We start from the raw sequence: 25,598 nt of genomic DNA, 5'->3' as shown, positions 1-25,598 counted from the left end.
CGGGGCCGGTGGTGAGACCGGGTCCGGGTGCGGATGCGGTGGCTCCGGGTCCGGTCCGGGGGTGGGTCCCGGGGTGGGCCCGGGCGGGACGGGATCCGGAAACGGGTTCGTCATGGCGCTGTCCTCCGGCCAATCGGTCGACGTCGGCTCTGGACTTGTCCCCCGCCTACCCGACCGCCGCCTCCCCACTCACCCAGCCGTATGAACCGCCGGCCCCGAGTGGCCCAGCCGTGCGGCCGCCGCCCCGGCCGCCAGTCCCGGCGCCGGGCTGGCCAGCACGGGGACACGGACGCTGGTCGACTCCCTGGCCGGTGCCATGGACGCCTGGGCCAGGACGATCACGTCGGCGCCGGACACGGAGTCGGCCGCCTCGGCGACCCGGCGCAGGTAACCCTCGCCGTCACCGGCCTCGAACCGCGACCAGGCACCCTCCACCAGCCGGGTCCGCACCTCCACGGGACGGTCCGCGCGCCGCGCCTCCTCCTCGATCAGGGCCGCCGTCGGAGCGAGCGTGCTCTCGAGGGCGGCGAGGACGAGGACCCGCGGACCCACGGCCACCGCCGCGGCGGCCATGGGCCGGTCCACGCGCAGCACCGGTACGCCGACCCCGGCGGCCGCCGCCTCGGCGACACCCCCGATGGTCGAGCAGGTGCACAGCACGGCGCGCGCCCCGTCCGCCACGGCCCGCGTCAGGGCCGCCGCGACGGACGCGGCGACCGCCTCGGGCCCGTCCCGCCGCGCCCGCTCCAGCAGTCCGGCGTCGACGTGGTGCCGCAGTTCCAGCCCGGGGTGCGCCGCGTCACGCAGCGCGTCGAAGACCGGCACGTGCACGGGCGAGGTGTGCAGGAGCGCCAGCACGGTCAGAACCGCTCGGGATGCGCCACGAGCCACTCCTTCGCGGCGCGCAGCAGCTCCGGATCGGCGGCGGGTGCCTCGTCCGGGTGACGCTCCGCCCACTTCACGACGTACGGGCACAGCGGGGCGACCGGGACGCCCTCCCGGCGCGCGAGCCCGTACAGCTCACGCGCCAGGGAACCGGCGATGCCCTGGCCCTCGTGGGCCGGTTCGACGATCGTGTGGACGGGGACGACGGCCCGCTCGGGAGCGTCGAGGACGAAGTACTCGATACGCCCGACGACCTCTCCGGCCGCGACCGCCTCCAGCCGTCCGGCGTCCCGGTCGTCACGGATCTCGATGTCACTCACGGCCACGCTCCTCGTCCCCGCGGGATCGGTAGGTCAGGCCGACACGGCCTGCGGGCTGCGTTCCTGGTCCGAGCCCGGTACCGGCTCGGACGCGTCGGCACCCAGGGCGACGATACGGTTGTCGCCGTCCACGTGCACGACCCGGGGCCGCAGCGACCGCGCCTCGGCGTCGGTGACCTGGGCGTAGCTGATGAGGATCACCAGGTCACCGGGGTGCACGAGGTGCGCCGCGGCCCCGTTGATCCCGATCACCCCGGACCCCCGCTCGCCCTCGATGACGTAGGTCTCGAGCCGGGCCCCGTTGGTGATGTCCACGATGTGCACGAGCTCACCGGGCAGCAGATCGGCGGCGTCCAGCAGATCGACGTCGATGGTCACCGAACCGACGTAGTGCAGGTCGGCCTGGGTGACGGTGGCGCGGTGGATCTTGGACTTGATCAAAGTTCGCAGCACTTTGGACTCCTAGAAGACAGCTCCCCGCCAGCTTTCTGCAGGTCAGGGGCGTTGTTCACTGTACACCGACACTCCTCACACTCGAAGATGCTCAGGAACATCGATCCCTCTTGGGCAAGAAGGTTCCCCACCTGCACTTCCGCGTAGAATCCGGCTGTTGTGCCATCGCCGTCCAAGGACTCGCTCGAGCACCTGCCTCGGAGTATGCGAGGACTCATGCTGACCAGATGCTGACTTACCTGACGATGCGCCAGGTAAGCACTTCGTTGAGCACGGAGCCATCCTCTGCATCGACCTGGGTCGTTCAACGAACCCGGCAGCCTGGGGCTTCATCCGGCCTCAAAGCATTAGGCGGTCGAGTGGACCCGCCACTGGCTGCCCCACCGTCGCCTATGGAGCACTCGATCCGGGCAGCCTCGTGGTCAAACCAAACCAGGCTCCCGACTGTGACCGATCGATCGCGATCGCTACCACCTGGTGGGCAGCTGCGTTCCGGCCGCCTGCCCAGACTGCTACTCCAAGCCGCAAGGCAACGACAAGGAGAAGGCAGTGGAAGAACCCGAGTCGCAGAACGTCCCGTTGCACGTCTCGACAACAACCGGCGCACCTGCGAGTGATGACAACAGGATGTTCGTCGAGGTGCAGCGCGCGGATACGAAAGCAACAGCACTGAGTGGAGTAACCGGTGCCCTACTTGCGATCACGGCAGGGATGGCGCTGTCCTCACCGGTGAACTCGTCGCGCATGCTCAGCGTGGCTGTGGCGCTGGTGGGCGCACTGATCGGGGCAGCCCTGGTATCGGCACTGATGGCCCTGCGCCCCATCTTCCCGAAGGACGACGGGCTCGTTTGGCGTGAGGAGTTCGTCGGCGGAGGCAGCGGAAGCAGGCACTCGTCGGCAGCCCTACCGCCACGTCCGGTGAACTGCACCGAGTTACCGGAACGTGAGGCCGCCCTGACCACCCTCGCGCGCCGAAAGTTCCGGGCGGTCAAGGTGGCTGTCGATCTCACCGTGGCCGCAATCAGTGTGGCCGGATTGGTCCTGTTGCTCACCTTCCTCGCCTCCTGAAAATCTCACCCTCTATGGGTTGGTCCCTACGTTTGGGGGGGATATGTATCAGTCGCACATGGCAGTGATCGGCGAGAGTCTGTGGTCGCAGTTGCGTGCCCTCGCCCCCATGCGGGTGCGCCCGGCCCGCAGCGTCCTCCTGCGGCAGGGGGATCCCGGTACCCATGTGGTCTTGCTGGCTTCGGGGTCGACCCTCGTGACGTTGACGGGGCCGAACGGGGAACGGGCCTTGCTCGCGATACGCGGCCCTGGTGAGCTGCTCGGCGAGCTGGCCGTCCTGGATGCGCAGCCCCGTTCGGCTTCTGTGATCGCCGCGGAATCCTGCCACGTGCACCTCATTCCGGCCCCCGATTTCCTTTCATTTGTCGAGAGCAACGACCTACTCAACCCGTTGCTACGCCATGCGATCGCGCGGGTCAGGGAGTCCGAAGCCGTCAGGCTCGAACTCGCCACCGCGTGTGTTCCCGTACGCCTGGCCGGTGCCCTTCGCCGGCTCGTGGATGCAGCTGCGACGAATCAGCCAGCGGTCAGTGTCCGACTGACTCAGGAAGAGCTCTCCCAGATGATCGGTGCGTCCCGCAACGCCGTCGGTACGGCGATCAAGCCGTGGCGGGAAGAGGGCTGGCTGGAGACGGATCCGGGCGGCGGACTGCTGATCTACGACATCACATCGATCACGGCCCACGCCCGCAGCACGCTGTGACCGGGCGCACCCGGGCGGTGCCCAGTAGTGGGCACCAGAGCGTGCCCGGGCCGATCAGCATGGGGCACTCGATTCCTCCGTCGTGACCGAAAGGTCGGTGACAGCGTGCCCCTTGCCTCACCTTCGTCCGTCGACGTGCCACCGGAGCAGGCACTCCTGGCCGTGGATATGCAGGGCTACAGCCAGATTCCGGAAGCGAAGATGGCGCCCGTCCGTTCGGATCTGGATGACGTCCTCACCAATGTGCTGGCCCACGTTGGACTGCAGGATCCACGAGACCGGCCCGGTGCATTCAAGGACACCGGAGATGGAGCCATCTTCGTCATGCCGGCCAAGGACATCGCACGGCTGGTCGACCCGCTGCTGGAACACCTGCACATAGCGCTCGTCCGGTACGACCGTGAACGGCTCGCCAACGCACCAGCGATCCGACTGCGTGCCGCTGTGCACGTCGGCCCGCTCGCCCTGCCCGACCATCGTGGCGATGCCATCAACGAGGTGTGCCGACTGCTCGACAGCCAGGTCGTGCGCGCGGGCCTCACCGTGGCCCGGGAACACCAAGGCGGCTTTCTGGCCGCCGTCGTCTCAGAGGCGGCGTTCCGGCGGACCGTCCGCGCGGGACGCACGCCGGACCTCGACGAGGAACACTTCCTCCGCGCCACGGCGCGGGTGCACGGCAAGACATTCGAGGAGCCGTGCTGGCTGTTCGTACCCCAGATGACACCGCAAGCCCTCGCACCGCTCATCAGCCCGGGGTCCCTCGGAGGCGGGGGCGGAACAGTTGCGCCGCCGTCGCCAGCCGGCTCGAACAGCCCGGCTGGCGCCGTCTTCCAGTTCACCGGCGAAATGACCGACACCACCGTGATCAACACGGTCGGAACGATGCACATCGACCGGCGCCGAATCTGACCGTGCCCGTGCCCTCGCGCCGAGCCGCATCGAAAGGAACCAGAGAGCGCATGTCCGATGACCGTTCCCCTTTTCCACGCCACTCTTCCGACGAGCTCGAGTCTCCGTCGACGGGAGCGGATGGCATGGCTCCGCGTCCACCGGACCCAAGCAGTAGCGCCCCTGAAGGCACGGGGACCGTTAGCGCCGGCCGGGCCGCCCCGGCAGCGTTCGTCGTGCCCCCCGTACCGGACACTGGGCCGGCACCGATCACGGTGAACCGTCCGGAGTTTTTCGTCAACCATGCCGACAAGATCATCAACGAGACCCGCAAACCGGGCATCCTCGAAGGCTCGACGCTTTCTCGTCACCGGATCAAGCAGGAGCCGATCGCCCGCGAGGGCCAATGGGCAGAGACGTGGCAGCAGGCTCTGGATCCGGCGGGGTTACACCCGCGGAAGCACGTACTGATCATCGTCGCCCCGCGGTCGTACGGATCGACCACCCTGGCCCTGCACCTCCTCGCCGAGCACACGGGCGAGGAGACCGACATCGTGAAATTGGACGCGGACTGGAAGACACCCAAAGTGGGCTGGCTTCCCGCCGAGGAGCGCCACGCCTACCAGGTCGACCTCAAGGACCCTGAGCACGACCGGATCGCGGCCGATTTCCTCACCATGCTGGAAGAGCATGCCGGAGTTCTGGAAAAGCTGGGCTCCTACCTCGTCCTGAATGTGGCCAAGGACCTCTGGACTGACCACTACGTCCCGGTCCAGTCGGGCATTCACGTCGTCCACCTCAACGAGCCGCCTCCGGCCCAGAGTGTCGTGGAGGCCCGGCTGAGGGCTCGCAAGGCCCCCGGCCTGGTTGCATACCTTCACTCCGTCGACAAGACCAAGGCTTCGCTAAACCGTCTCGACGCCGTGGAAGCGGCCCGCACGGCGGACTCGATCATGTTGGCGTGGCGGGAGCACGAACGGCTGACTGACACGTCGCTCCCCATGGACGTCCCGTCATCGTGGTCCGCGCTCGATGCCGGACTGGCCGAACGGATCACGTCCGCCCTGTCCGACTGGCGGGACAAACTCGACATCCTGTTCGGGGAGACGGTCTCCGTGCATGGAGGCAAGGACACGTCGCTGCCACTGGAGGACCGCTGCCTTCTCCTGGCCCTCGCCGTGCGCCAATCCGCTCCGATGCCCGAAGTGTCCAAGGCCGCCCGGGACCTGCAGCAAATCATCAGCGTCGACGCCGTCGGCGGGAGCGGCTTCGCCTCGACGGCAAGTGCAGCATTCGCCGGCCGTGGGTTGCGCCGCCGTGTCGTCGATGCCGGCGCCGGAGTTGGCAGCCACGACGAAGTCGTCTTCGACCAACCCGGCTACGGTAGGGCCGTCCTGACCTATGTCTGGGACAACTACGAGGTCATGCGCGAGCCCTTGCTGAAGTGGCTCACGTCCGGGGGCGGCAGCGAGGCGAATGAGCACGTCGTGGATGCCATCGCCGCTCTGACCCTGCGGCACGGGAACATCGGCCATCTCGTCCAACTCGGATCCCCGACCTACCCGGTGAAGAAGGAACTCCTCAGCGCACTCCTAGTCCAGGCCGTCCAGGACGAGCACGTCGGCCGCCAGGTGTGGAGCATTCTGTATGGCTGGGCATCGGTCAAGGAACGCGCGACCACCGTGGTGGCCACCTGCCGACAGGTCTTGAGCACCCCAGATGTCACCTCTTCTCAGGCCAGGATGGCCATGGTCCGCCTACGGCGAGCCGCCAACAGCGGGCAGGAATCAGCCTGGTCTGAGGCCCTCAAAGCCTTCGCCGAGCAGGCTCAGCACCCCGCCGGGATGGCGCGGCTCATCACCGAAGTACGCACATGGCAGCAGTCAGGTCGGTCCCGCGGGGCCGGCACCGCGGCCTTCCTGGCCCTGATGTCCGTACCGGGCACCACCCCATGGCTGCTGTCCGATGAAGTCCCTTCCGAAGTAGACGTGAAGCGGGCACTGCAGGACCTGTTGGGAGACATCGCCACGGCGCCGGACGCCATCAACCGTCTCACCACATGGGTCAGGCAGTCGGCAACCGATCCCGACGCCTACGCCCGCGTCCGCGACGGGTTGCTCCCCGTCCTGCGCGGCCAAAAGATCTTCAAGGCTTCCGTGAGCCTGATGCAGGCACTGGAGCACGTATCGGTCGACGGGGAGACGAACGCGGCGAACGACTTCTGGGACCGCCTCGTAGACCCACGCGTCCGCACGGTGTTTCAGCTCAACAGGGATTCGGCGTGAGGTGGTTCTGGCAGCGCCGGGCCCGTACGATCCACTGCACCCAGCCACGGATGCTCCGCTGCGCGACCCCCGGTATCCACTTCGAGGCCACGTTCACGATCGAGTGGCGCCCCGCGTTGCGGGCCCGGCTCAATCTCGAAGACCTCGTACTCAGCCAGACCCTAGCGCGGGCCAGCGAGGTTGCGCAGCTCTTCCCAGCCGTCGAGGTGCGCACCGCGCAGGACACCATCAACGCCGAGCTCGGCGCCCCAGAACACACCCGCGCCACCGGGTACCGGTGCCTGGCTGCCCGTGTGGAACTGGCGCTCTCGGAGAACGCACAGGAAGACCTTGCTCAACAGCAGGCAGACGAGGCACGGGTACGGCGGCTGCGCTTCCTCCGCACGAACCTGTACGAGCAGCCCGACCTCTTCGTGCTGGACCGGATCGAAAAGCAAGGTGATTGGCCGGGCGCTCAGCAGGTTGCCGAATGGCAGCGCCTGGCACGGTGGATGGTCGCGGCTGGCGAATGGTGGCAGCCCATGCTCGACCAGTGGGAAAGGGTCGGCCAAGGCTTCAACGACATTGAGCTACAGAACCGGGCCATGCTCGCGCTCTGCGACGCGCTCCAGAAGCTGAAGGGCGATGACTCGCCGGACGACTCCTCCGTCGCTTCTAGTGCTGCGGAAGGGCGGCGCAAGGAATGAGCCCCGCGCTGTGGCGGATCGTCCTGGACCCCCTCTCTTCCTGGCGTGCACTTCGTCTGCGACGCGAAGCGGACAGCCAATTGTCATTCGATGCAGCCTGGCGGCAGGCACGGATGCTGGCTGCGCCAGACGAAATGGTCTACCGGCTGCACGGCCACCAGTTCCCCATCGAGGACGAGGGAGGCCCTGCACAACCGGACGCAAAGGCGTACCGCCTTCCGTAAGCACCTGTTCATCAATGGGCAGGATCTCTGCTTGGCCAGGCACAACGAGCACGACAGGTAGCGGATCCGGCCGTGAGAAGGAGCGCAGAAGGCATCGCTCACCGACAGCGGAGTCTCCGTGTGGGGTGCGGATGTAATGCCCACACCTCACCGACGGCCTCACCCACGCCCCAACGCAGGAGAGGCCGAGGAGCCTCGACAGGGCTACCGGTTCATGTAGTTGTCAGTGGACTCCAATGCGGGACGGCGGCCAATCACCTCACACCGCGCTGCCACTCCCATCCCTCGCACGCGTCTCAAGTGCTACTTCAATGGCCGATACCGCTTCGGTCAGACTTCGGAATACCTGGGCGCTTCGCTCAAGCCGCTTGGCCCCACACGCCAGCGGTTCACGCATCTGCCGCTCGCATACGACGAAGTCCGAGTAGCCTGCGGCACAGGAGAGATAGACCATATCGATCACATCGTTGGGTTTCCATGTAGTGCCACGGTTGAGGTGGCGCTCATGGAGCATTTCTCGGAAGAGACCCAAGGCCGGAAGCGAGCTCATTTTTTGAACGGGCTGAGAGCCCGTGCCCCATGCCTTCAGCTGCTCCGGCGTCATCCCTATGGCAAAGGATTCCTCCGCCACCTTTTTCTGCAGGTCACTGAGAAGCCATGCGTCGATCGCCTTGCGCTTCTGCTGAGCATCGCCGCCGTGAGAGTCCAGCCAGTCACTGAACTTCTGGTTCACCTCTATCCAACCGACCTCAGGACCACGTTCCCCTCCTCCAGAGTCCAGCATCGTGTCGATCAGACTCAAGGCGGAAACAAGCGCCTCGTGTTGGAATGCTGCCTGAGGTGGAAAGTCTGCCGGAGCCGGAGGCGCGACAACGCCTCTCGAGGCGGAATGGAGTGTATTCGGCTCCAGCGTGACGACCGGCGCCACGATCTCGGATTGTCCGATCTCAGCACGGAACATCAGACGGAGTTCGTCCCTCCACACCTGCAGGGGGTCTCGCAGCTGCCACCCCCTGCTGAACTGTAGTATGGACAAGCCAAGTCGGTAGCGCCCCTCCGCATTCGACCATTTGGTTGTCTCGTAATAGTGACCCGATGAAGCAGGAAGGATGATCTTTCGTTCTGCCGACCACTGCACAAGTTGAAGAGCCGCGGCTCGGTCATCAGATGTACCGCTCTGCTGCCCACTCATCGCGTCACTCACAAGGCGCCATTTGTTCTGATCCAGATAGATGACCAGCCGACCGGCCAGCTCGTCGCTGCGGCCAAAACAGGGAAGATCGAACACAATACTGTCCCCCTTGAGTGTCTCCACAACCAAGCCTTCAAAGCTCGGCGGATAGGAGACCCGCCTCAGCAGACTTGTAGGTTCAAATAGGGGGCTACGCAGCGGCAAACGCGCCTCCTTTCCATCAGATCGAACCAGTACGAAGGTGTCGGAACCCCGGTCGATTGTGATCAGCACAACGGAAAGATCGACTTCGTTCTCCATCAGACCATGATGCACATCACACCGACTCTGACGAAGTGCCGGCCCGGTGAGAGGCCCTGACACCTCACTCACGCAAAGGCCACCCCTGTCCAAAGGCCGACCGCCAGGCTGCCGCCCAGGTTGGGCAGCTCAATGTCCGGTCCCAGCTACCTGCGGTCACCCCGGAAGGCAACCGCCAGCAGAATGCCCAACTTGCTCTTGGTGATGACGGAGTCGTTGCGATCCTCGATCGCCCCGCAGGGCGACCGCCACCCTTGGTGACGGACAGTCGGGCGAGGAGCTACGTCCAGTTGCGGTCCTCGGCAGCCCTGGGGGGCGATCGCCATCCTGGGCCGTGGGTGAGGTCATCACCGCGGCCAGGATGTTGCGATCCTCAGTCGACCCGAAGGAAGACTGCGATCCGAGTGGAAAGCCGGCGAGGGACTCGGTATCGCCGTTGCGATCCTCGGTCGTCCCGGCGGGGCGACCGCCATCCACGACCGATGCGAAGGGAGCCGACCGGGTACATGAGGTTACAATCCTCGGCCGTCCCGAAGGACGACCGCCGAGCTGAGCTGGTCCACGATGGGGCCGGCCACCACATGGTTGCGATCCTCGGCCGCCCCAATCAGGAGCCATCGTCGTGCGGTACGCGGCCATCAGCTCGGGCACATTGAAATTACGATGCTCGGCCACCCCAACGGATAAGCGCCGTTAGTACGCCTCCGCTAGGAGGAGCACCGGGTTCTCTTGGTTGTGATCTTGGGCCGCTCCGAGCGGCCGCCAGCGCACGCCGCCTCACTACCTGATCGGTGCCGTGGTGTTGCGACCCTCGGTCACCCTAGGGGATGCCCACTGTCAGCAGACCGCGTACTTGTGGCCCTTTTGGTTGCGATCCTCGGCTACCTCGCGGGCCTACCGCCATCCGGACCGTTTCTGTTCGACACGATCACGACCACGCTGTTGCGATCCTCGGCCGCCCGGAGGGCGGTCCGCCAGGCCGAAGACTACTGGGTTACCAGTCGTGATCTCGATGTTTCGATCCTCGGTTGCCGTAGAAGGCAACCACCAGGGGCCAGTACGCGTACTGGACCAGACCGGAGCCGTCGTTGCGACCCTCGGTCGCCCCGAAGGACGACCCCAAGCTCTGGTGAACGATGCGGTAGAGACGCTGGCTACAAAGTTGCGATCCTCGGCCATTTTGCGGGGTGGCCGCATATTACTGCTGTGCCGCCAGAGTTGGCGTATCAGTGATCGTTGTGGTCCTTGACCGCCCAGAGGACGACTGCCGCGCCTGGTTCGACTTCCAAACGTTTGGACTCTCGTTTCTGCAAGGTAACCACCACCGCGGCAATCAGCTGGCGGTTTCGGCTCGGCCAGTGTAGCGGAGAGCCGTTGTTTGGTGGCCTCAATGCTCATACATGAGGTTCGATGCCTCGTCGGGGGTGGTAGGGGCCGACCCACTGGTGCAGGTCACCGGCGATTTTGATGGCATGGCCGGCGTTGATCGCCAGTTCCAGTTCGCGCTCGGGGATCGATGCCATGTGTTCCTGCAGGGCACGGTAGGTCACGGGCGTCGGCAGGCCGCGGCGGAGCTGGTCGACTGCCTTCTGGGCGGCCTGTCGGGTTTCTTCTTCAAGCCGGGGGCGGATGACGACCACGGCCACGGAGTATTCGTTGTCGACGATCCGCATTCTGCGCGCGACCTCTGGATAGTGCAGCTTTGCTCGCAGCGCTTCGACGACTTCTCCGGTGGCTCCGTTGGGGTCCTTGGAATGTTGTCCTGCCTGGAGGCGGTAGCGGTGCTGGTAGTACGAGCGGAGGACGTCCAGATCGTCGGGATCGGCCAGCCCGTCGCCGAAACGGCGGGACGCTGCCGCGATAGCGCACGTGTTGTAGATCACCTCCGGGTTGAGGCCGTCCTGGGGATCGAAGATGGTCATGACGCTGTCCTTCGCGGGGCGTTTGCCCTCGCGGTTGACCCGTCCGGCAGCCTGCTGTTCGGACTCTGGTGTTGATCTGGCGCGATATCCGCGGGGGAAGTCGAGGTTGACGCCGGCTTCGATGAGCGAGGTCGACACGAGGAGGGTGTTCAGGCCCTTCTCTAGGCGTTGCTTCGTCGCTTGGATGGTTTCTCGGCGGTGCCCGCCGGTCATGCGGGTCGACAGGTGCAGGACGCCTGGGTCATCGTCGTGGTTCGTGCTGAGCCAGATGCGATGCACCTGACTGGCGTCCTTGGTCCCGTTGACCACGACGAGGGCCTGGTCATGCTCGGCCGCCTCGGCGGCGATGCTTGCGAGGGTCACCTCCGGGTCGGTCCGCCACTCGTATCTGACGCGACGCAGCTGCTTGAAGAGGGGTGCGGGGTCGGCGACGACGTCACGTTGCGAGAGGCCGGAGCGCCAGGGGTTCAGTGCGGCGAGTTCCGGCTGGGTCGCCGATGAGAGTACGAGGGTCACGCCGTAGTGCTCCACGAGTTTCCGTAGGCCCGAGAGGATCGGGGTCAGGAGCCTGTCGGGGAGAGCCTGGACCTCGTCGAGGACGATCACGGAGTTGGCGAGCCGGTGGAGTCGGCGGGTGGCCCAGGGGGTGCTTCCGAAGATCGTTTCGATCAGGCGGACGGTGGTGGTGACAATGAAGGGGGCGTCCCAGTTCTCGGTGGCCAGTTTCGCCCACCGGTTGGGCTGACCCCCTTTCTGACCGTGGCGCACGTTCGTCGAGGGGCCGGCGGACTGCGGCGCGCGTTGCTGCGGAGCTTCGACGTTCACGGCTGAGTGGTGTTCCAGAACCACCGGCGGTCCTTGCTCCGGGTCCAGGAGGCTTCGGTACTCCGCTGCGTTCTGCTCGGTGATCGAGATGAACGGGACCGCGACAATGACGCGCCGCAGTCCGTGCAGGGAGGCGTGGCGGAGGGCGAAGCCTCCACCGGTGAACGTCTTTCCGGCGCCGGTCGGAAGGTGCAGCCGGTACACGCCCGGCTTGCCGGCGGCGGCTTCGAGTGCCTCCTGGTAGACATTCTCACGGAGCTTGTCCAGCCAGGAGGCGCCCTTGGAACGCTGACGTCCGGCGAGGGCCTCCTGACGGCGGGCCTCGTACCTCTCCCACAGTTCTGGCATCCCGACGTGCGGCCGGATGTGCGTGCCGGGTCTGAAGTGGGCGGCGGTGTCGAGCCGGTCAGCGTCGACGACGGCCGAGTAGGTCATGCGGACCAACATCTCCACAGCGATCTTGTCACGTGGGTCAAGCCAGCCCGGGGCGGCCGGGCATGACCCGTCCAAAACTTCCGGCATGACCGCGGCGACTCGGTGGATGGCTTCGTCCACCTCGCTGGAGTCGGCCATCAGGGCCTTCAGCCGGAGCCGGACTTCCGACCACGCGGACAGACCGGTGTGGTGTCCCTCGATCACACCGGCGCAGGGCAGCAGAGCGGGGAATGGTTCGGCCGCCCGGGCGAACAGGAGGGCTCCGGCGTCGCTGTGCGAGGGCCGTCTGGTCTTGCGGCCGGTGGTGGCCTCCTCGATCAGCCCCTTCTGCCACGCGCAGGCTCCTTTGCCCGTGTCGTGGTCGCGTCCGAGCCGGTAGGCGAGGTCACCGCCTCCCCATGGCTCTGCGAACCGACGGGCCAGCTCGCCCGTACCGCGGGCGTGGTCTTCGTACCAGTGCCAGGCCCCTTGGTGACCCGGCGAGTGGGCCACGAGTCTGCCTTCCGGGACTGACATTGACCCGCCTACTGGATCAACTGCCCTACTCGCAAATCGATTTGACACTTCATCATTTATGCGCCGAGAATCCATCAGACCACCACATTTCGTTACCAGTCCCCCTGGGACACGTGAGTCGCGGATCGGCCAGCTGCCGTCCCGGGGCCACAGCGACGTTTGGGTGGCCGCAGGAAATCCGGGTCGATCACCAGTGTCGTGACGGTAACGGGCAGCACTGACAACCGGCCGATCCGCACATGGAGGGGGAGGTTTGTATGACCAGAGAGCAGACCCGGCGGCGCGGTGAGCGCGTGGACCGGCCGCTCCACGTGGAGGTGGAGGCGTGGGGGCCGTTGGCCTGCTTCACGCGTCCGGAGCTCAAGGTCGAGCGGGTCTCGTATCCGACCATGACCCCCTCCGCGGCGAGGGGACTGCTGGAAGCCATCTTCTGGAAACCGGAGATGACCTACCGGGTCGAACGGATCGAACAGCTCAAGCCGGTGAGGTGGACCCGCTTCCGGCGCAACGAGGTCAACAACTCGATCATCACCAAGAACGCCTACGAGAGCCTGCGGGCCAACAACTGCTACCGCTACGACGTCGCCGAAGACCGCGGCCAGCGGGTCACCGTCGCCCTGAGCGACGTCGCCTACCGCATCCACGCGACCATCCACGCCACCGACCGGTGCACCGCGCCCCTGCCGAAGTACCGCGACCAGTTCGACCGCCGGCTCGCACGCGGTGCCTGCTACGAGCAACCCCATTTCGGCTGCCGGGAGTTCGCATCCTTCTTCGGGCCTCGCGGGTCGGCGGAGGAGGCCGGCGTGGTCACCGCCGCCGACCAGGCAGGCATTCCGCCCATCGACGAGCTCGGGCTGATGCTCCACCACATCGAGTACCTCCCGAAGGGCAAGGAGCGCTACCACTGGTTCCGGGCCAGCCTCGAACACGGCGTTCTCCACGTGCCTGACCGCCCGCTCGCCCCCGCCGAGGTCAGTGGCATGCCCGGAGCCGAAGGACGAGCCTCCGCGGAGGAGGTGGTCTGACGTGCTGCTGCAGAGCCTTGTCCAGCAAGCCGACAGCCGCCAGGGCGACACCCCCGAGTACTACCTCGCGCGCCGGGTCATGTGGCAGATCGATCTCTCCAGCACGGGTGTAGGGAACGCCGAACCGCTGGTCATCGATCTCCGTCAGGAACAGCGGAAGATCACCGCCCCGTACACCGGACGCTCCGGGTCCAAGCCAGCACCGATCCTGTTTGCTGACACCGCACAGTTCGCGCTCGCCCACCCCGGCCTGGTGAAAGGGCCGGACGGAGAGAAAGTCCTCTCGACCAACTCTGCCGACGTCACCAAGGCCAGGACCCGGCACGCCGCCTACCGTGACCTGGTCACTTCCTGGTGCAACGACCACCCCCACCTTCCCCAGGCGCAGGCGGTAGCCGCATGGCTGAACAACCCGGCGCCAACCGTGTGGCCGCTGGAGATGGACAAGGACCACCTCGTCGCCATCAGCGTGGACGGCGAGTGGGTCCACGACCTGCCGGAAGCCAAGTGCTGGTGGGCCGACAAGGTCAAGAAGGCGAAGAGCGCGAAGACGGGCAAGGCGAACCGGGGACTCTGCCTCGTGTGCGGACACGTCATGCCCTTGCTGTCCACGCTCCCGGTTCCCATCAAGGGCATCCCCAACTCCGGGATGAACACCCAGCTGGTCTGCCTCAACCAACCCGCCCACTTCCGGGCCGGCACCAAGCAGCTCGGTGCCACCCCCATCTGCGTCGACTGCGGCACCAAGTCCGCCACCGCCCTGAACACCCTGCTCGCCGACCCCGAACATCGCGCCTCCGCCGACGACTCCGCCATCGTCTGGTGGACCCGTGACCCCGACACCGACACCGACACAGCCATGTGGACCCTGCACGACCCCCAGCCCGAGGAGGTGGCCCAGCTCATTGCCGGAGTCCGCCACCCCCGGCGGGGACGAGACGCACTGGCAGTCCTCGACGAGGAGGCCTTCCACTCCCTCACCCTGCGGGTGAACACCAACAGGGTCATCGTCGCCGACTGGATCACCATCCCCGTCCCCGAACTGAAACGCAGACTCGGGACCTGGTTCGCCGACCAGCAGACCTGGGACGGCTGGAACAACACCTACACCTACTGGTCGGTCTGGCGACTTGCCCTCTCCTGCGCCCGCTGGGACAAGCGCAAGAACAAGTACGTCGACACCACCGTCCCCAAACACCTGCAGGCCGACCTCACCAAAGCCGCACTCCACGGCGCCGCGCCACCGGCCCACCTTCTGCCGGTCCTCCTGCAGCGCATCCGCGCCGACCACCACCTCGACCGGCCCCGCCTCGCCCTGCTGCGCCTCGCCCTGATCCGTACGACCACTCGCCACAAGGAGCTTTGTGTGCCCCAGCTGAACCCCCAGTCGACCGAGCCCGGCTACGTATGCGGCCGGATCATGGCCATGCTCGAAGCGATCCAGCGCAAGGCCATGCCCAAGGTCAACACCACCATCACCGACAAGTACCTGAGCACCGCGGTCGTCTCCCCCCGAGCCGTGCTCACCCGCCTGCGTATCGGAGCACGACCGCACCTGCGCACCATCGCCCGCACCAGTGGACCCGCGGCCAAGGCCATGGACGGTCGGCTGCGGGACGCCTTCGACCTGCTCGATACCATCCCCGCCCACCTGAGCACCGAACAGCAGGCACTGTTCATCCTCGGCTACGACCACCAGCGAGCCCACTCTGCACGCGCTGCGGCAGAAGCCATCAAGGCACGGGAAGCCGGCAAGGAACTCGCAGCCGGACAGCAAGCGGACGCCCTTCCCGAAGCCTCTGCCGAGGACGCCGACTCCTCGGACAACACCCTCTGGTAACGCCCCGCCGCCAGCTCACCACGACGCCACAGCCCCGGAAGGACACCGAGCAACCATGACCAACGCGCACCTGGACCCCACCCGCAAGCACGACTACGTCTTCCTCATCGACGTCAAGGACGGCAACCCCAACGGTGACCCCGACGCCGGCGGCATGCCCCGGACCGACCCCATCACCGGCCAGGGCCTCATCACCGACGTCGCCCTCAAACGCAAGATCCGCAACACCATCACTCTCGTCCACCAGGGCCAGCCCGGCTTCGAGATGTACGTCGAACAGGGCGTCGCCCTCAACCCGCAGATCCAGCGCGCCTACATCGAAGGGGGCGCCAAGGAAGGCGAGACCGCCACCGCGCAGGAGTGGATGATCCGCAACTTCTGGGACGTGCGCCTGTTCGGAGCCGTCATGTCCGTGGGCGATCAAAAGAAGCACGCCGGAAGGGCCCGCGGGCCCATGCAGCTCACCTTCTCCCGCTCCATCGACCCCGTCACCCCGCTCGAGGCCGGCATCACCCGTGTCACCCCGAACAAGCCCGAGGACCTGGCCAAGGGCAAGGTCACCGAGATGGGCAACAAGCACTACGTCCCCTACGGGCTCTACCGCGGCCACGGCTTCTACTCCGGCGCCCTCGGCGCCAAGGCTAAAGTCACCCCGGAAGACCTCGCCGCCTACTGGCGGGCCCTGACCATGATGTTCGACCACGACCGGGCATCCTCCCGCGGCGAAATGGCCATCCGCGGTCTGTACGTCTTCTCCCACGACGACGCCTACGGACGGGCCCCAGCCCACAAGCTCTTCGACCTCATCCGTATCAAGCCACTGGGCAACAGCGAGGCACGCTCCTGGGACGACTACGCCGACCACATCTCCATCGACGAAGACCGTATGCCCGAGGGAGTCACCCTCACCCGCCTCATCGACTGAGCCGACCCAGGGACACGGAACCCGGCGCAGGGCTACGCACCGTCTCGTAACGGCCGCCCTCCGGGACGACCGAGGATCGCAACCAAATCCAGCGCTGGATCGTCATTCCGCAGGGTCAGACTGGCGTTGGCGGTCGCCCTCCGGGCGACCGAGGATCGTAACGGCACCAAAGCTGAAGAAATGGGAGACGCGTTGTTCGCGCTGGCGGTTGCTGATGCGGGCGGCCGAGGATCGCAACAATCTTGATCCCAAGCAGGTCACCATTGCAGCCTTGTAGCGGTCGCGCCTGGGCGACCGAGGATCGCAACATCGAGACCACACAGGTCTTCCAAGACAACGCGACCTGGCGGTCGTCCTTCGGGGCGAGCAAGAATCGCAACGTGGATGGCGTTTACATGATGAAGGACGAGAACAGCCTGGCGGTCGCCCTCCGCAGCGACCGAGGATCGCAACGTTAACAAGTACGGCGCGCGGTTCCCATTCTGCTGGAAGTTGCGGGTCGCCCTCCAAGGCGGCCGGGGGTCGCAACTCCTTCGTCTCCTTGCGGATCGCGAAGTAGAGGTCGGGGTGGCGGTCGCCCTTCCAGAGCGCTAGAGGATTGCAACTCCACACGCCTGTCGGCGTAAGCGATGGCGGCAGCCGGTTACGGTCGCCCTCCAAGGTGGCCGAGGATCGCAACCCCACCGGTGCGTACCTGGTCCTGAATCGGCCGGTCTGGCGGTCGTCCCCCCGGTCGGCCGAGGACCACCACGTCTACAACGGGGCCCGAAGGCGTCCGGGATCTACACTGGCGGTCGCCCTCCGGGGCGGCCGAGGATTGTAACCAGACGCTTGACGCCCACCTCGAGCCGAGGGTCGCAACGACTTGGATCTCGGCCAGACGGCCAACGCGGTCAACTGGGGATAGCCCCTTGAGGGCTGAGGATCGCAAGATTCCCGAAATTTGGAATGCTCAGCTTCTCGCCGGGCTTGGCGGTTGCCCTCCGAGCGCCCGAGGATTGCAACGACGAGTTGGCGATCAATCTATGCGAAGAGGCCATGTGACGGTCACCCTCTTGGACAATCGAGGATCACAATAACCCGGGCGACTGCACGATGGGGCGGGTGTTCGTTGACCTGGCGGTCGTCCTTCGAAAAGATCGAGCATCACAAGTAAGCCGGTTACCAGATGCTCTGCACGATGGCCCTGCTGGCGGTTGCTCTCTGGAGCGACCGCGGATCGCAACAACCGCAAGGGCGCCACCCGCATCTACTTCCTGCCACTGCGCTCGCCCTCCGGGGCGGCCGAAATTGCGATCTCTTCGAGTCACGACTGTCGGTCGAGCCCTGTACCTATGGCAGCCGCCCTCTAGGATGATCGAGGACCGCAACAAGATGAAGGGGGCTGTGCTCAACACGGCCGGCTTGACGCGGCGGCTGCCCTGGGGCAGCAGAGGATCGCAACTGGGACGACGTTTGGAAGGGCAACGGCAACATTGTCCTGGCGGTAGCCCTCCGGGCCGGCCAAGGGTCACAACAACACGGCTTCTGACATGACCTTGCCGTTCTCGCCCTCCGGCGGTTTCCCTCCAGAGCAGCCGGGGATTGCAACATCATGAACGCACAGATAGTCATGACGTGCTGACTAATGGCGGTCGCCCTTCGGGGCGGTCGAGAATCGCAACATGCCGTGGGGCTACACAGCTCCAATCCGCATCACCTGCTGGTCGCTTTCCGGAGCGGCCAAGGGTCGCAACGGCACCAAAGCTGAAGAACTGGGAGGAGCGCTTTTTGTGCTGGCGGGTGCCGATGCGGGTGACCGAGGATCACAACGTCACTGTCGACCCGTTCCGCCGCCTCGTTTGTCACCCGGCAGTCACCCTTCGGGGCGGCCGAGGATCGCAACCCCGAGGACCCGCTCGGCACGCGGGTCGAATTCCAGATCTGGCGGTCGCCCTTCGGGGAGGCCGAGAATCGCAACGTCACCGGCACTCGGACCCTAGAATCCGAGGTTCTGATGGCGGCCGCCCTTCGGAGCGGCCGAGGATCGCAACTCGTTGGTGCCGCCGCCCTGCTCGCCCGGCGTCATGTCATGGTCACCCTTCGAGGCGATCAAGGATCGAAACCTCTGCGCGTTGATCGTTGTCCCGGTCCCACCGACCCTGGAGGTCGCCTTCCGGTAGGACCGCCAGGGTCGCAACTCCTCCACCCGCTTAACCAGACCCGTCTCCGTGGTCAGTTGGCGGTCGCCTCTGGGGCGGCCGAGGATCGCAACCACCCAGACTCGCGGGTAGTCAGCGTGTTGAGACCGGCTAGCGTCGCCCTCGGGGATGACCGAGAATCACAACCACACGATGCCATTCGGGTTACCATCCAGGTGGCGCACTGGCAGTCGCCCTTCGGGGCGGCCGAGGGCCGCAACATCGAGCAGGACTTCCACACCGGCCACAAGCCCGATGGCGGTCGCCCTGCTGGGCGACCGAGGATCGCAACATCAACACCCGGCTGGTCGAAGGCGTCAAGTACGCGGTGGCGGCTGCCCTGCGGGGCAGCCGAGCATCGCAACAACGAGTACTCTACGAAGTTCCGGCAGCTGGGTACGGTTGTGCTCCGGGGCAACCGAGGATCGTAACGTCGAGACCGTGACAGATAAGGAAATCGTCAAAGCCTGCGGTGGCTCCTCTTTCGGGCGGCCGAGGATCGCAACGCCCCAGTCGACGAGCAGGCTGACAACATGTACGGAGCGGCGGTCGTTCTTCGGGGTGTATGTTCGGAGTGAGCTCTTTCCAACTTGCAGCAGTAGCGAGCCGGTTGGGCTGACAACATGCTGAAGCCACTCGTAGATGGGTTTTCGACCAAGAGAACCGTCTCCACCAGAGGCTTCGCGTGCTTGTCCACCCTTCCCCAAGCTCTCGGCTTCACTCGAGCAGGGGAGACCTCCTCGCATCGACTTGTCCAGCTCTGCCCTGCGCTTCCTGTCCGCCCGCCTGCGGCAGCACCGTTGCGCGATCGGCTCCCGCTGGAGGCGATGAAGAAGGAGACAAATTTCTTCGCATCAATGTCGAATCAGGCTGCTTCCCACAAACTGGCGTCCAGAATGCGGGCCGCCTTGGTGATGCTCCCAGGCATCAGATGCCGGTAGGTACGGCACGTCTCCTCAATGGACTTGTGCCCCATCCATTCCGCCACGTCGGTGATCGGTATCCTGTTCCCGAGGGCGTTCGAGGCGAAGTAGTGCCGGAAGCTAACATCCCCACACCGTCCGCTGCGGGGAGCTCCTTGAAGAGCTTCCGGACGCGCCTGCGTTCCATCGGCTCCGTGTAGTAGCCGCTCGGGCCGCGCAGCAGGTACCCATCCTTCGTGGTGCCGTGCTTCTCCAGGTACCGCTCCATCGCTTCCCGCACCGAGCGCGGTAGAGGGACCTCCCGGAACTCACCCCGCCCTACGGTGCTTGAGCTTCGCCAGCTTGTCCGTGTTGGAGTGGATCTGCTCATGCACTCGGTAGACGTCATCCGCCACAACGTTGTTAATGTTCACTGCCCTGGCTTCCCCGTTTCGCAAGCCGCAGCCCACCATCATGACGATCTCAAGCGCAAGGAGCTCGTCAACGGCAGTCAGTGCCTACTTCACATAGGCGAGGGGCGGGATGACCACCTTCTGGCGGACGTACTCCGGCTCCTGGACCCCCTTCACAGGATCGTCCGCCATGGCCCCCTTGCCATAGGCGTCCCGCAAGATCGCCTTCAGAGTGCGGAAGATGTTCACCTGGTTTCCGCGGCCCACCCCATCGGCCTCCAACAGGAAACGCTCGACCACGATCGGCGTGACAGAGTTCAGCTTCCTTGATCCGAGACGGGGGACGATGTGCACGTTGATGGAGCTGTCGACGTGCCAGCCCATGGAGTACTCCGTCATCCTCCGCTGCCGCGGCCGCCACTGCTTCGCGTACTCCGCGACCGTCTGCTGACCGAGTTCCCGGCGGGCTTCGGCAACGGACGGCGCCGTCTTCTTTTTCTCCGCATAGATCTGCGTAAGGCGGCTCGACCGAGTCGTCCTGCGTGCCGAAACCAGCCTCTTCACGCTGCTTGCCGAGAGCGTCCCGAAACCGAATCGTGTACGGGTGCGGGCAGCGGGTCGGCCTGGAACAACCGCACTCCTTGAAGAAGGACCCCATCCCACGAGCGAGCTGTCGAGCCACGTATCAAGCCTGCCGAGCAGGGCGCCGGGCGGCGCAGCAAGCCCCTGCCGTAGGCGCAGGTCAGCAAGCCGGACACCGTCCGGCCCGATGCTGACCTTTTGCTGACCTGGAGGCGGCGATCAGGGCTCTGACCTGCGAAAACACCCAAATGCTAGATCTTGGACTTGAACATGGTGCGTAGCATGTCGGACTCCCGAAAGACGGCTCCCTGCCTGCTTTGTGCAGGTCAAGGGCGGTCTCGACTGTACACCGGGACACGCCGGTCGAGGATTGTGAGGAACGTCGCTCCGCTCGGGCGAGACGGCTGAGGACGCCCGTTCCCTGACGGATCCGGCCCTGGTACGGGACCCCGTTTCGTCGGAGTTTCGTCGGAGTTCCGTCGGACACACTGGGCAGGTGTCGAGCTTCCTGCCCAAAAGATCGCGGCCCGCATGCTGCAGTTCGACCGGATCGTCGCGGTCCGCGCGGCCGGGTCGCGCGTCACCGTCTGGGCCCGGGACCACCGCCCGGCCGCGAAGGCCGGTCCTCGGTCCGGACCGAGCGCGTCGGGCCGCGCGGGGCACGACCCGACGCGCTCGGCGTGCTTCACCCGCTGCAGCAGGCGTGCCGGGCCTCTTCGACGTACTCGGGCCCGTGCCACCAGAACCCGTCGTTGGCCGGGTGGGCGGGTACGGGAGGCAGCACGGTGCTGCTCCCGTCCGGGTTCCGGGTTCCGGACGCCGGGGGTTCGGTGAAGGGCCGCAGCAGGGAGTCGACGGTGTGGGCGATGCCCGAGACGAGCACCTGCCCGACGTTCGCGGCGTCCTTGATGTCGGTGAGTGGATCACCGTCGACGACGGCGAGGTCGGCGTACATGCCGGGTGCGATCCGGCCGAGGTCCTCGTGCAGGGTCTCGCCCGCCAGGCTCGTCGCGGTCGTCAGTGCCTCGTACGGGGTGAACCCGTAGGCGACCATGGCCCGCAGGTTCATGTGCAGGCTGACTGCCGCGTGGTCGATCGGGGCGTCGGTGCCCGCGACGATCCGGCCTCCTCTGCGGTAGATGCCGAGGGCCTGGCGGACCTGCGCCCGGAGGTTCGCGCGCCGCGCGGTCTGGTCGGTCCGGCTCGCCGCGTCGGCGCTCTCCCGGAGGGCGGCCATCCGCCACGGCGGATTGAGTGTCCGCACCCGGTGGTCCTCGACCAGGGACCTGTCCTCCCGGTACAGGGTGGTCGAACCGAAGAGGGTGGGTGTGCGGGCCATGTCCGAGGCCACGAAGAGATCGGTGACGTCGGAGTAGCCCGTCCCGAGCGGTGTCACGGTGCGCGAGTAGCCGAACCGGTTCGTCGCCCCCGTGTGCTCCATCGCGTCACCGCCGAACGCCATGGCCGGGTAGTGGTAGTGCGAGGTGGCGGGGATTCCGACGCCGTGCGCGAAGGCGATCACGCGCTTGTGCCACCCGGCCGGGAGGCGGACGTAGCACTTCATGAGGTCGTACTCCAGGCTCTTCGCGCGCTCCAGTTCCAGCTTCAGCTGGGCGTCGGTGAACGTGGGGCGCATGAAGTTGTAGTAGATGCGCGGCCCGTCGACCGCCTCGCCCGTGGCGAAGTACCTGGGTGCGATCCGGGCGCCGGAGCGGGTGGCCTCGCGCTCCTCGACCATGTGGTAGGCGGGGCTCCCCGGGGACCTCGTGGTGGTCACGCCCAGGGAGAGCCAGAGCCGTCCCTGCCGGTCGCCGTAGGCGAAGCCCTGCATCTCCCGGTGGTGGTGCATGTCGATGAGTCCGGGCATCACCAGCCGGTCGCGCGCGTCGATGTGCTTGCCCGTCCGGCCCTCGGCGTGGGGCTCCACGGACCTGATCCGGTGCCCTTCGACGACGATGTCGACATCGCGCCGGATCTCCCGGCGCACGCCGTCCCACATCCGGCCCGCGTGGACCACGGTGCGCGCCGGCGGCCGGACGGCGGTCCAGGTCAGCGGCACGGCGACGGTGCGCGGACGCCCGCCGTCCGCCGGTACGAGGCGGAGCCTGCCGTTGTTGAGGTACAGGAGGTGCTTCGAGTCGCCGCTCCATGACGGCGCGTCGGTCACTTCGCGGGTGATCTGCCGGGGTTCACCGACCGGCGTCCCGTCCGTGGCGACGTCCACGGTGTACAGGACGCTGGCGACCGCGAACGCCATGCGCCTGCCGTCGGGGGACCAGACGGGTCCGTCGTCCCCCCGGGTCTGGATCGAGCGGCCTGCCACGGCCTCGACGTATCGGCCCTGCCCGGTGGTCCGGTCGACGAGCAGGATCTGGCTCAGCCCCTCCCGGAATCTGGCCGAGTACGGTTTCACGGCCGCCAGGGCGATGGTTTCGCCGTCGGGTGACCAGGTGGGTCTGCCGGGCTCGAACGTCGCGGTGAAGACGCGGCGCACGTCGCCGCTCGCCACGTCGGCGGTCCACAGGGCGCCGTCCTGGTCCAGGAAGGCGATCTCCTTGCCGCTGGGCGACCACGCCGCCGACACCGCGGCCCTGGTGCCGAGGTCGGTCAGTTGCCGGTCCCGGCCCGTGCCGAGGTCCCTGATCCAGAGGTCGAGCGTCCCGCCCCGGTCCGTCGAGTACGCCAGCCGCTTCCCGTCGGGCGACCAGGCGGGGTCGCACTTCCACCAGTGGTCGCGGGTCAACGGCCGCGGCGCACGCCCGATCCTCATGACGTAGATGTCGTTGAGCGCGCGGAAGGCGATGTGCTCTCCGTCGGGGGCCAGCACCGGGCTTCCGATCCCGCGCACGGGTCGCGGACCGGTGCTCTCGAAGTCGCAGCGGCGCCTGGTGTACCTCGGCCTGCGGGTGGTGACCGCGGCGGAGAAGCCGATGGTCCGGGTGGCCGAACCGTGGAGCGACCGTACGTGGATCCGGCCGTCCGCGGTGTAGACGAAGCGTTCGCGGTCGAGCCAGGACACCCGGAACGGGAAGGTCTCCTGGTCGTCCACCAGGGGTGTGTCGCCGGTCATCAGCCGGCAGCGCCCGTCGTGGGTGAGGTGGTGGATCAGGCCGGTGCCGTCCGGAGTCCATTCCGGTTGGTGGATCACCTGGCCGGCGGGCACGGTGACGTGAGTGCTTCGTCGGCCGGTGGTGCGGTCCACGACCTCGATCCGGGTGTTGTCCACCACGAAGGCCACCCGGTCGCCGTCCGGCGACCAGGCCGGCTCGTACTCCTCACCGGGGCCGTCGGCGAGTACGCGGACCCGTCCGCCGTCGACGTCGTAGGTCTGGATCGCGTAACTGCCCGACGCGTCGCCCGAGAAGACGATCGTGCGCCCGTCCGGCGACCAGCGGGGCTCCCGGTGGTCGAAGCGGCCCTCGGTCAACCGCCGCAGTCCACTGCCGTCGGGCCGTACGGTCCAGAGGTGGAAGACGCCGTCACGGTAGGACTGGAAGACCAACCGGCCGCTGTCCGGGGACCAGTCGGGCTGAGCGATGTCGAACAGGTCGCTGGTCAGCCGCCGCGCGTGCCCGCCCGACGCCGGCATCACCCACAGGACGCCCAGCAGGTCGAGGGCGATCCACCGGCCGTCGGGCGAGACCCGCGCCCCGAACGTGGTGCCCGCGCTCAGTCGCAGGGTGTTGGCGCCGTCGGTCCGTCGGTCGGCCGCGCGGGCACCCGGCCCGGTCAGCGACGGCAGCGCCATCGCGGCGCCGGCGGCCGCCAGGAGCCCGCGGCGGGAGACCGGCGACGTCCTCGCCCGCCGGTCGGCCTCGGCCTCGTCCGGTGAGCTCGCGCAATCCGCTTCGTTCACAGCACATCCCTTCAGCCGTACGAGACGCCTGCCACCGGGCGCCTCCTCCATGGAGTGCTATGCCCGGTCGAGGGGGTGAGTCAGGCACCGTCGTGGCGCCGGACCACGCTCGGTCCGGCCTCCGCCGCGGTCCGCGATCTCCAGGACGCCGTCCTCGCCGAGGGATGTCGCGCCCCCGCCGAGCACCTGGTCGAAGGCACGCCGAAGGGCCGCTTGAAGGGGGCTGCGCCGGGCCCCTCAGGAGGGTTGCCCCGGGGACCGGCCGGCCCGCCGGGTGAAACGGCGCAGGCCGCGCCGGGTGGGCTTGAGGGGCTTGTCCTCGGGGGCGACGGGCGCCGGGGCCGAGCCGGGGCCCGCGCTCAGGGCCGCCGCCGCGGGCGCGGACCCCTGCGGTACGGAACGGCCGCCTTGGTCGAGCCGGCTCCGCACGGCCTGGGCCATGGCATGGTGGGACGGCTCTTGCAGCAGGCCCGCCGCGGACAACCGCTCCCACATGCGCAGCAGTTCCTGTCCGCGGGTGGCCACCTGGCCCTCGTCCCACAGCCGCTGCCAGGCCGCGGTGGCGCGGGCCACGTCGGGGGCGGCCCGGTTCAGGTCGGTGCGGCAGCGGATGCGGGCGACGGTCAGCGCGAGGACGGTGGAGAGCATGTAGTCGCCGCGCAGATACGCCAGGTACGCCTCGATCGCCCGTGCCTCCAGGGACAGTTCGTCCTCGGCGCCCCGGCGCAGTGTGAGGTGCTCCCGCAGCGCGCTGGCGAGGACGAACGCGGCGTGCAGTTCCTCGCGCTGCGCGTGCTGAATGATCCGCTCGACGCGGGCGAGCGGCGGGAACGCCTCCTCCTCGGCGGCGGTGCGCTCGCGCCCGGGCGGCAGGTCCTCCTCCTCGCCGATGGTCCGGCTGGAGCCGTCGGGGTGCACCCGCAGCCGCGCCACCTGCTGCGCGGTGCGGTCGATGACGGTGGCCGCGACCGGCGCCCCGAGGGTGCGGGCGAACATGGCGACGGCGTCGAGGATGGCCTCGTTGGGCGGCCGTGTGCCGCCCATGTCCAGCAGGTGGCCGTTGACCACCGTCGACCCGTCCTCGGCCACGTAGGCGTCCAGACGGATCAGCGGCGGGGCGCCGAGTGCGGGCAGGTTCCCCTTGTCACGGGGGGTCAGCGAGTGGGTCAT

The 25,598-nt window shown here is 67.1% G+C and carries 17 protein-coding genes and 1 pseudogene; 9 read left to right on the top strand and 9 right to left on the bottom strand.

All coding sequences use genetic code 11. The features are described from left to right. Window positions 1-189: 189 nt before the first annotated feature. Genes BZZ08_RS15045 through panD form a run of 3 tightly spaced genes read right to left on the bottom strand, consistent with a single transcriptional unit; the run spans window position 190 to window position 1,658 of the window. Window positions 190-858 (bottom strand): aspartate/glutamate racemase family protein, encoded by a 669-nt coding sequence (locus tag BZZ08_RS15045; RefSeq protein ID WP_104632712.1) that lies wholly within the window; start codon window positions 856-858, stop codon window positions 190-192. 2 nt (window positions 859-860) lie between these two features. Next, window positions 861-1,205 (bottom strand): GNAT family N-acetyltransferase, encoded by a 345-nt coding sequence (locus tag BZZ08_RS15040; RefSeq protein WP_198601485.1) that lies wholly within the window; start codon window positions 1,203-1,205, stop codon window positions 861-863. 33 nt (window positions 1,206-1,238) lie between these two features. Continuing rightward, a complete protein-coding gene (gene panD / locus BZZ08_RS15035; RefSeq protein ID WP_104632710.1) occupies window positions 1,239-1,658 on the bottom strand; it encodes an aspartate 1-decarboxylase in 420 nt (139 codons plus the stop codon). Window positions 1,659-2,207: 549 nt separating this feature from the next. Here panD and BZZ08_RS15030 point away from each other — a divergent pair. The 5 genes from BZZ08_RS15030 to BZZ08_RS15010 all read left to right on the top strand — a co-directional run bounded on the left by BZZ08_RS15030 (window position 2,208) and on the right by BZZ08_RS15010 (window position 7,288). After that, window positions 2,208-2,726: a hypothetical protein gene (locus tag BZZ08_RS15030; protein ID WP_133169199.1), complete on the top strand. Its 519-nt coding sequence runs from the start codon at window positions 2,208-2,210 to the stop codon at window positions 2,724-2,726. Window positions 2,727-2,784: 58 nt separating this feature from the next. After that, window positions 2,785-3,429: a Crp/Fnr family transcriptional regulator gene (locus tag BZZ08_RS15025; RefSeq protein WP_241965481.1), complete on the top strand. Its 645-nt coding sequence runs from the start codon at window positions 2,785-2,787 to the stop codon at window positions 3,427-3,429. Window positions 3,430-3,597: 168 nt separating this feature from the next. Then, window positions 3,598-4,338, top strand: a complete 741-nt coding sequence (locus tag BZZ08_RS15020; RefSeq protein WP_241965483.1) for a hypothetical protein — start codon at window positions 3,598-3,600, stop codon at window positions 4,336-4,338. 254 nt (window positions 4,339-4,592) lie between these two features. Next, on the top strand, window positions 4,593-6,602 hold the full coding sequence (locus BZZ08_RS15015) for a hypothetical protein (RefSeq protein ID WP_104632706.1): 2,010 nt from the start codon (window positions 4,593-4,595) through the stop codon (window positions 6,600-6,602). Then, window positions 6,599-7,288: a hypothetical protein gene (locus BZZ08_RS15010; RefSeq protein WP_241965480.1), complete on the top strand. Its 690-nt coding sequence runs from the start codon at window positions 6,599-6,601 to the stop codon at window positions 7,286-7,288. Before BZZ08_RS15015 ends, BZZ08_RS15010 begins: the two co-directional genes overlap by 4 nt. Window positions 7,289-7,771: 483 nt before the next feature. Here the strand turns inward: BZZ08_RS15010 and BZZ08_RS15000 are convergent, their stop codons facing one another. Together BZZ08_RS15000 and BZZ08_RS14995 are read right to left on the bottom strand one after the other, a co-directional pair. Next, the gene (locus tag BZZ08_RS15000; RefSeq protein WP_104632704.1) at window positions 7,772-9,004 is read right to left on the bottom strand and encodes a hypothetical protein; all 1,233 of its coding nucleotides are present in this window, start codon (window positions 9,002-9,004) and stop codon (window positions 7,772-7,774) included. Between the two features lie 1,394 nt (window positions 9,005-10,398). Beyond that, window positions 10,399-12,678, bottom strand: coding sequence for a CRISPR-associated endonuclease Cas3'' (locus tag BZZ08_RS14995; protein ID WP_198601484.1), 2,280 nt, complete (start codon window positions 12,676-12,678; stop codon window positions 10,399-10,401). Window positions 12,679-12,959: 281 nt separating this feature from the next. On the opposite strand from BZZ08_RS14995, the gene cas5c reads away from it, so the two are divergent. The 4 genes and pseudogenes from cas5c to BZZ08_RS14970 form a co-directional block, all read left to right on the top strand. Continuing rightward, window positions 12,960-13,730, top strand: a complete 771-nt coding sequence (cas5c, locus tag BZZ08_RS14990; protein WP_241965479.1) for a type I-C CRISPR-associated protein Cas5c — start codon at window positions 12,960-12,962, stop codon at window positions 13,728-13,730. Between the two features lies 1 nt (window position 13,731). Beyond that, window positions 13,732-15,570, top strand: a complete 1,839-nt coding sequence (gene cas8c / locus BZZ08_RS14985; RefSeq protein WP_157953339.1) for a type I-C CRISPR-associated protein Cas8c/Csd1 — start codon at window positions 13,732-13,734, stop codon at window positions 15,568-15,570. 55 nt (window positions 15,571-15,625) lie between these two features. Next, the gene (gene cas7c, locus BZZ08_RS14980; protein ID WP_104632701.1) at window positions 15,626-16,495 is read left to right on the top strand and encodes a type I-C CRISPR-associated protein Cas7/Csd2; all 870 of its coding nucleotides are present in this window, start codon (window positions 15,626-15,628) and stop codon (window positions 16,493-16,495) included. Between the two features lie 2,924 nt (window positions 16,496-19,419). Then, a pseudogene (locus tag BZZ08_RS14970) lies at window positions 19,420-19,503 on the top strand (IS5/IS1182 family transposase); the annotation flags it as partial. 37 nt (window positions 19,504-19,540) lie between these two features. On the opposite strand, the gene BZZ08_RS39550 reads toward BZZ08_RS14970, so the two are convergent. The 4 genes from BZZ08_RS39550 to BZZ08_RS14950 form a co-directional block, all read right to left on the bottom strand. Beyond that, window positions 19,541-19,672 (bottom strand): hypothetical protein, encoded by a 132-nt coding sequence (locus BZZ08_RS39550; protein ID WP_241965482.1) that lies wholly within the window; start codon window positions 19,670-19,672, stop codon window positions 19,541-19,543. Between the two features lie 423 nt (window positions 19,673-20,095). Further along, complete coding sequence (locus tag BZZ08_RS39545) at window positions 20,096-20,554, bottom strand: hypothetical protein (RefSeq protein WP_241965478.1); 459 nt, start codon at window positions 20,552-20,554, stop codon at window positions 20,096-20,098. Window positions 20,555-21,257: 703 nt separating this feature from the next. Beyond that, window positions 21,258-24,428, bottom strand: a complete 3,171-nt coding sequence (locus BZZ08_RS14955) for an amidohydrolase family protein (RefSeq protein WP_198601483.1) — start codon at window positions 24,426-24,428, stop codon at window positions 21,258-21,260. A 237-nt stretch (window positions 24,429-24,665) separates the two neighbouring features. Continuing rightward, window positions 24,666-25,598 (bottom strand): hypothetical protein, encoded by a 933-nt coding sequence (locus BZZ08_RS14950; RefSeq protein WP_104632699.1) that lies wholly within the window; start codon window positions 25,596-25,598, stop codon window positions 24,666-24,668.

Source organism: Streptomyces sp. MH60, assembly GCF_002939385.1.
GTDB lineage: Bacteria > Actinomycetota > Actinomycetes > Streptomycetales > Streptomycetaceae > Streptomyces.
The sequence above is the reverse complement of the archived record's forward strand: the minus strand, read 5'-3'. Positions and strand labels throughout refer to the sequence as shown.